Origin of the sequence: Kitasatospora sp. NPDC059973 (assembly GCF_042737525.1) — a bacterium.
Lineage (GTDB): Bacteria > Actinomycetota > Actinomycetes > Streptomycetales > Streptomycetaceae > Kitasatospora.
This window is the reverse complement of record NZ_JBHWUI010000291.1, coordinates 1-5509: the sequence shown is the minus strand read 5'-3', so window position 1 is coordinate 5509 and position 5509 is coordinate 1. Positions and strand designations below refer to the sequence as shown.

The 5509-nt window shown below is 70.1% G+C and carries 5 protein-coding genes; all 5 read right to left on the bottom strand.

Annotation, left to right across the window (positions count from 1 at the left end; translation table 11 throughout):
* Positions 1-80: 80 nt before the first annotated feature.
* The 5 genes from ACFWA9_RS37930 to ACFWA9_RS37910 all read right to left on the bottom strand — a co-directional run bounded on the left by ACFWA9_RS37930 (position 81) and on the right by ACFWA9_RS37910 (position 5330).
* Positions 81-359 (bottom strand): hypothetical protein, encoded by a 279-nt coding sequence (locus ACFWA9_RS37930; RefSeq protein ID WP_377541237.1) that lies wholly within the window; start codon positions 357-359, stop codon positions 81-83.
* Positions 360-1834: 1475 nt separating this feature from the next.
* Positions 1835-3328, bottom strand: coding sequence for a hypothetical protein (locus tag ACFWA9_RS37925; protein WP_380393911.1), 1494 nt, complete (start codon positions 3326-3328; stop codon positions 1835-1837).
* A gap of 543 nt (positions 3329-3871) precedes the next feature.
* Positions 3872-4234: a hypothetical protein gene (locus ACFWA9_RS37920; RefSeq protein WP_377541239.1), complete on the bottom strand. Its 363-nt coding sequence runs from the start codon at positions 4232-4234 to the stop codon at positions 3872-3874.
* Positions 4231-4443 carry a hypothetical protein gene (locus ACFWA9_RS37915; protein WP_377541240.1) on the bottom strand — a complete coding sequence of 71 codons (213 nt, stop codon included), beginning with the start codon at positions 4441-4443 and terminating at the stop codon, positions 4231-4233. Before ACFWA9_RS37915 ends, ACFWA9_RS37920 begins: the two co-directional genes overlap by 4 nt.
* Positions 4440-5330, bottom strand: a complete 891-nt coding sequence (locus ACFWA9_RS37910; protein WP_377541241.1) for a protein spdB — start codon at positions 5328-5330, stop codon at positions 4440-4442. The genes ACFWA9_RS37915 and ACFWA9_RS37910 overlap by 4 nt, the downstream gene beginning before the upstream one ends.
* Positions 5331-5509: the final 179 nt, after the last annotated feature.

Here is a 5509-nt window from a genome sequence, read left to right as displayed (position 1 = left end):
GCGGGCTCCCGGCCCCTCAGGTGGGGTGGGCGGGGCGCCGTCGGCGTCCCCGGTTGCGGATGCGGGACACGACGGGGCGTTCACTCCAGAGACTGAACCTCCGGCCGCGCGGAGGGGGCCTGACCGCTTGAACTGACGGACGGGCTGGGGGGCGGGCCTGCTACCGCCGGAACAGAAGAGGACGCGGCAGGCGCCGGCGCCTGAAGCGGAGCCTGCGAGGCATCCTGCTGTCCGATCAGATAGACCGCGGCAAGAATCCCGGCACCAACCAGGAGCGACGCACCCAGCTTCGGGTTCTTGTACGCCCAGTACACGGCGACGCCCGCGAGGGACATCGCGACGATCGTGAACAGGGTCATCGGCCCGTCACCCCGTACGTGACACCCTGCGCTCGCCTGTCGAACGGAGCCGGAATGAATGTCGCACAAGCTTCGTAATGCGCCATTTGTCGCGTGAGCCCGCTCGACGGCAGGCCGTCGCGGAGCTTAGGCTCGGGAACGTCTTTGATGGTTCTTCTCCTTGTACTTGAGATCCAACTCGGTCGGGCGAGGGCTGTCGGACTACACAGGCGGTCCCCTGTTGGCGCAGGGGACCGCTGTTTTTTTGCCTCCAGGTGTTCGAGGGCTGTCGGACTACACGGCGACCGGAAACCCGTTGGCGCGGTCGGCGTCGAACTCGTCCTCGAAGGGCCTCGTTCGGACTCCGGTGCTGCCGGTCAGGGAGAAGCCTACGCAGCGCGAGCGGAGCCGCCACAATGCCAACGGAATCACGCACACGCATAAAAGCGCCTAAGTGGCCCTGACCTGCTGCTTCATGTCGGATGCTCAGCTCACGAGGTTGGTGACAGGCACTTCATGTAGGGGGGTCATGAGGCCGCCAGCAGATCGAAAGTCCTCACATGAACCCTTCGGTGACGCGCACCACGTGACCGAGGGTCACTGGACGGATACTTCCGCTGACCGGCCCTGTCGACGAACATCGAGCAGTCGAACTTCGGGTCCGTCTCTAGGACGTTGAGCAGGTCGTTCGGCCGGTCTAAGCGCTGGTGAACGGGCCGCGGAGGACACCCTCGAAACTCACCTGGCAGGGGACGCCGCCTGAGATACATCTTCGCCCCTGGAGCGAAACGGCTGCGGTCCGATTTCCGGTACCTCAGGTACTGGACCTGCTTCGCGAAGAACATCTCCGAGTTCTTCTTGCAGCACTAGACCTTGTCCTCGATCTCAGTGCCGAAGTCGGCGCCGGCGAGGAGGACGACGGCAAGCTCTGAGTCGCTACCGACCGGTCGCGGGCGGCCGTCGTTGACATCAGATCCGGGCAGCCAGTTGTGGCCTATTGGAACGTTAGGCCGAGCGTCGGGGGCGACGTCGGGCCCGGGCACGGGCAGGGGAGCAAGCTAAGCGATCAGATATCTGATCGGTCCGCCGTGCCGGTCGGTCGCTGCGCTGGGCGTGTCCTGCGGGGCGCAGATTCCGGCAGCGAGTTGTGGGTCATTGGGCCCAGTTTCGCGGTCGGCCGGGCGGCGGCTTGCGACAGCTCTTGCGCCATCTCCTGCGGCATCTGCTGCGGCATCTGTTGCGACTTCTGCTGCCCTTACCGGATTCCGGCCGACCCCGTCTGTGCAGGTCACCACGCGTGGTGGGGGTGTCCGTTTTCGCTGACATCCCCTCTACTGCCCGCCTCCGTCACGTCCCCACCTGAAATTGGCGGTGGGGACGGTGACGCGCGGCGGCCCGGAGAGGGGATCCGGCGCCCCTCGCTGTCGCGCGAAAGCGCCGGCGCCCCGGACCCGTGTCGGCATCAGATTCCGGCAGCGAGTTATGCCGGACTGATATCAGTTCTGCGGCTGGGCGAGGCGTCGGGCGATGTGCCAGACGGCACGTTCGCGGTCGTCGGCGTCGTCCTCCTGGTCGTCGTTCTCCTCGGCTTCGCGGCGACGTCGTGCAGCTGCTTCCTCGCGTCGGCGGGCGAGGGCTTCGAGCATCTCGGCGTACGCGTCCACGACGTCCTGCGGACCGAGAACGACGACCTCGTCGGCGACGTCGGCGAGCGCCAGGACCTCACGGACGCGGGCAGCCATGGCGGCCGGGTCGGTGTTGCCGTCGGTGCCCTCGGCGGCCTGCGTCGCCTCCAGGTCGAGGGCCTTCCTCGCGACCGCGTGCCAGCCGTCCTCGGTGACGCGGACGCCCGCGCGGAGTTCGCCGCCCTCGGCGTCGGCCGCCGCGAGCAAGTCGAGGTTGTCTTCGTCGGTGTCGCCGCCGTCGATGCCGAGCATCGAGCGCAGGTAGCGGGTCCACTCGATCGCGCGGCGGCCCTTGGTCGCGCGCTCGTACTCGTGCCACTTCGCCAGGTTCCACTCCAGCGAGCCCTGTCCCTGGGCGTCGTCCTCGGGAACGCCTCCGGTCAGGTCTCCGATCCGGCCGAGGAGTTCGAACGGCGTGACGTTCTCGCCGCCCGCGGTTTTCAGGTCGGCGCGGGCGAGTTCGAGCGCCGGCGCCTTGCCGTCCTGCGTCTTGGCGATGTACTCGGCGAGGTCGTTCGCGTCGCGCTCGGTGTGCAGCCGCTTGAAGTCGACGCCGTGGCCCTTGCCCTCGCACGGGCAGTCGGCCCGTTCGCAGTCGTCCGTCGGCCGGAACTTCGGATTGATGCCCTGGAGGGTGCGGGTCCAGGTCGCGCGCCAGTGGTCTTCCCACTCGGTGAGCCGGTCCTCGGCAGGCGTGAAGGCGCCCGTGATCCTCTTGGCCGCCTTCTCTCCGGTGGTCCGGCCGCCGACGAGGACGATCGCGTGGATGTGCGGGTGCCAGCCGTGGGCCTGACCCACGGTCACCTCCGTCGCGCGGATCATCCCGAGGTAGCCGATCCGGTCGCGGATGCCCTCCTGGTCCTTCGCCCGGCAGCCGTCGCTGACCTTCCGTCCGGCCCACGTGCCGCCCGTGATGAGCCGCTGGTAGGCGCCGGGGCGCCGGGGGGTGTCCTCGGTTTTGCGGGTGCCCTGGAGAGCGTCCATGAGGTCGGCGAGCGCGTCCTTGTACGCGTGGCGGGCGGTGAAGGTCACCAGGTAGGCGGTCCCGCCCTGTTGGAGCCAGGTGACCACGGCCTGGGTGATCTCCTCGGCGCGGCGGTGGCGGATCACGGCGGCGCAGACCGGGCAGAGCCAGATCCGCCCGCACCGCATGAGGCCGAGGACCACGGAGGTTCCGGCAGCGGTCTGGGCGACGATCACGCCGGACGCGGGGTCCATCAGGGCCCGGCCGCAGCCCTTGCACGCGGAGTCGCCGGTGATCCGCCATAGGGTCCGGCGCCGGGTGTACCGCGCCGCTTTGCGCAAGCGGGCGGCGTCGCTTCGCGACTGCCCTTCCGAGAGGCTGTCGCCTCTCGGGCTCTCCCCATCCACCCCGTCCGGAGAAACCGCAGGTCGGCGGGGTGCGGGAAACTCTGTTGTTTCTTTCCCAAGCTGTCCGGGGTTGCTGCCGGACGTCATCCCGCGCTGAATTGCGCGCTTCGCGGCCTTCCGGCAGCGGTCCGAGCAGTAGACACGCGGCACTTTGCCCGGAATATGGGCAATCGGCGTGCCGCAGTGGCAGCGGGGGCCGCTGCTGTTCCGCGTGGCGGCACGCGGAGGTTCGGGGGTTGCAGACGCTGACGCGTCCCGTACGCTGGACACAGACGAGTCCCTTGGTTGTGGAGACCGGGTGGACGTCAGAAGCGGTCAGGGATTAGGCCCCCTGGCCGTTTCGCATTTCCTGGAGAGAATCCAAGCACCTTTCGTGCCCGGTGTTCCCCCCGGCACGCGACACGGCCCTTGGGGCTGTTGGGGTTTGACGGACCGAAGAAAGCCCCGCCAGCCGAAAAGGCCGGCGGGGCTTCGGTCTTACGCGGCTTCGACCGTCCACTCCCACGACTCGCCGTCGGCGGCAGCGCGGGCGGCGGCGTCGGCCAGGGCGCGGGCGAGGGCCGACGCCCGCGGCTTGAGGTGCCGGGTCCGGGAGACCGTGAGCAGCTGCTCGGAGACGAGCGCGGCTTCGGCAGCAGGGAAGGTTCGGGGCTTCGGGAACTCCAGGGCGTCGACCAGTGAGGCCACGGCCTTCCGGTCGTTGTACGGCACGGAGGTCTGGACCCAGGACGCGAGGGCGGCAACCTCCTTGCGGAGGTGGTGGTCCTGCCCGAAGAAGTCGGCTCCGTGCGAGACGACCAGGCTCGGTGCCGCGTCGTGGATGGCGGGTCGGCGGGTCATGCTGCGGCTCCCATCCGGTGGGCGAGGTCGGCGAGCTGGGTGGCGGCCGCGAGGATCAACCGGACCTCAGGTGTGCCGTCGGTCAGGAGTCGGTCGGGTCCGGGCGCCGGCGGGACCGGCGCGGGGGCCGGGACCGGGCGGCGGCGCAGGGCCACCGCCAGGACCGCGAGGGCAACCACCACGGTGGCGAGGTAGGCGAGGGCGATCACGAGCCCACCGCCTCAGACGTCGTGACGCGCTTCCAGGCCGCCCGGAGCCGGGTCTCCCCGGCGCTGTGGCCCGCCCTGCGGAAGGCGAGGGCGAGGGCGTTGTACGACATCGGCGGGTTGGTGCTGGCCCGGAGCTCCGCGACGATCGCGTCGATCTGGTCGTCCGTCAGGGCGGGTGCCTCGATGGCGGCCAGTTCTTCGAAGGAGCCCCAGACGGGGAGCTGCCAGCGGGGCTGTGACGCGTCCTGTGACGCGGGTGCGACGCGCTCTGTCACGCAGGTCAGAGCCCTACCGGTGCCGTCGCCCTGCCGGACTCCGTCCAGCTCCGACCAGGCGCCGGAGAGCCTCCTGGCCGCCTTGGCCTGTGCCTCCGCGACGCGCTTCCCGGCGCCCGTCACGGCGTCGAGGCGGGTCTCCTCGGTGCCCGCCTCGGCACGGAGTTCGGCGCGGGCGATGGCCGCCTGATCGCGGGCGCCCTGCTGGATCGTGGCGATCCGGTCGAGGGCGGTCTTGGTGAGCGCGGTCCGCTCCCAGAGACCGTGCACGAGCCACAAGGCCTTGGCCGCGATCGGCAGCCAGGCGACGGCGAGCCATGCGCCGGCGGATCCGTCGGCGGTGAGCGCGTGGGCGACCAGGACGCCGGTCGCGACCGCGCCGAACGCCCACCCGACCACGGTGACCGTGGTGTTGTGGTCACCCTGAGCGGCCAGGCGCCGGTCGTACGCGAGGGTCGCGAGCCAGCCGCCGTCGATGCCGAGTCCGACGACCAGGGCGACGGGCCACGGCATCGAGTCCCCGAGCCACATCACGACCACGGCCAGGGTGAGGACCATGGACACGGCGGTCATGGCGACCGCCGGTGCGGCGGTGTAGTTGCGCTTGGGCATGGTCACTTCCCCTTCCGGATCTCGCGGATGAGCAGGTACGACACGCAGCCGCCGACCGTCACGGCGACGGCGACCAGGGCGACCGCGAGGAACAGGCCGACCAGGACGCAGGCGCAGGCGGCACCGCCCGCGATCCACGCGGCGACCTTCCCGGCGGACGATCCGCTGGCCTTCTGCGT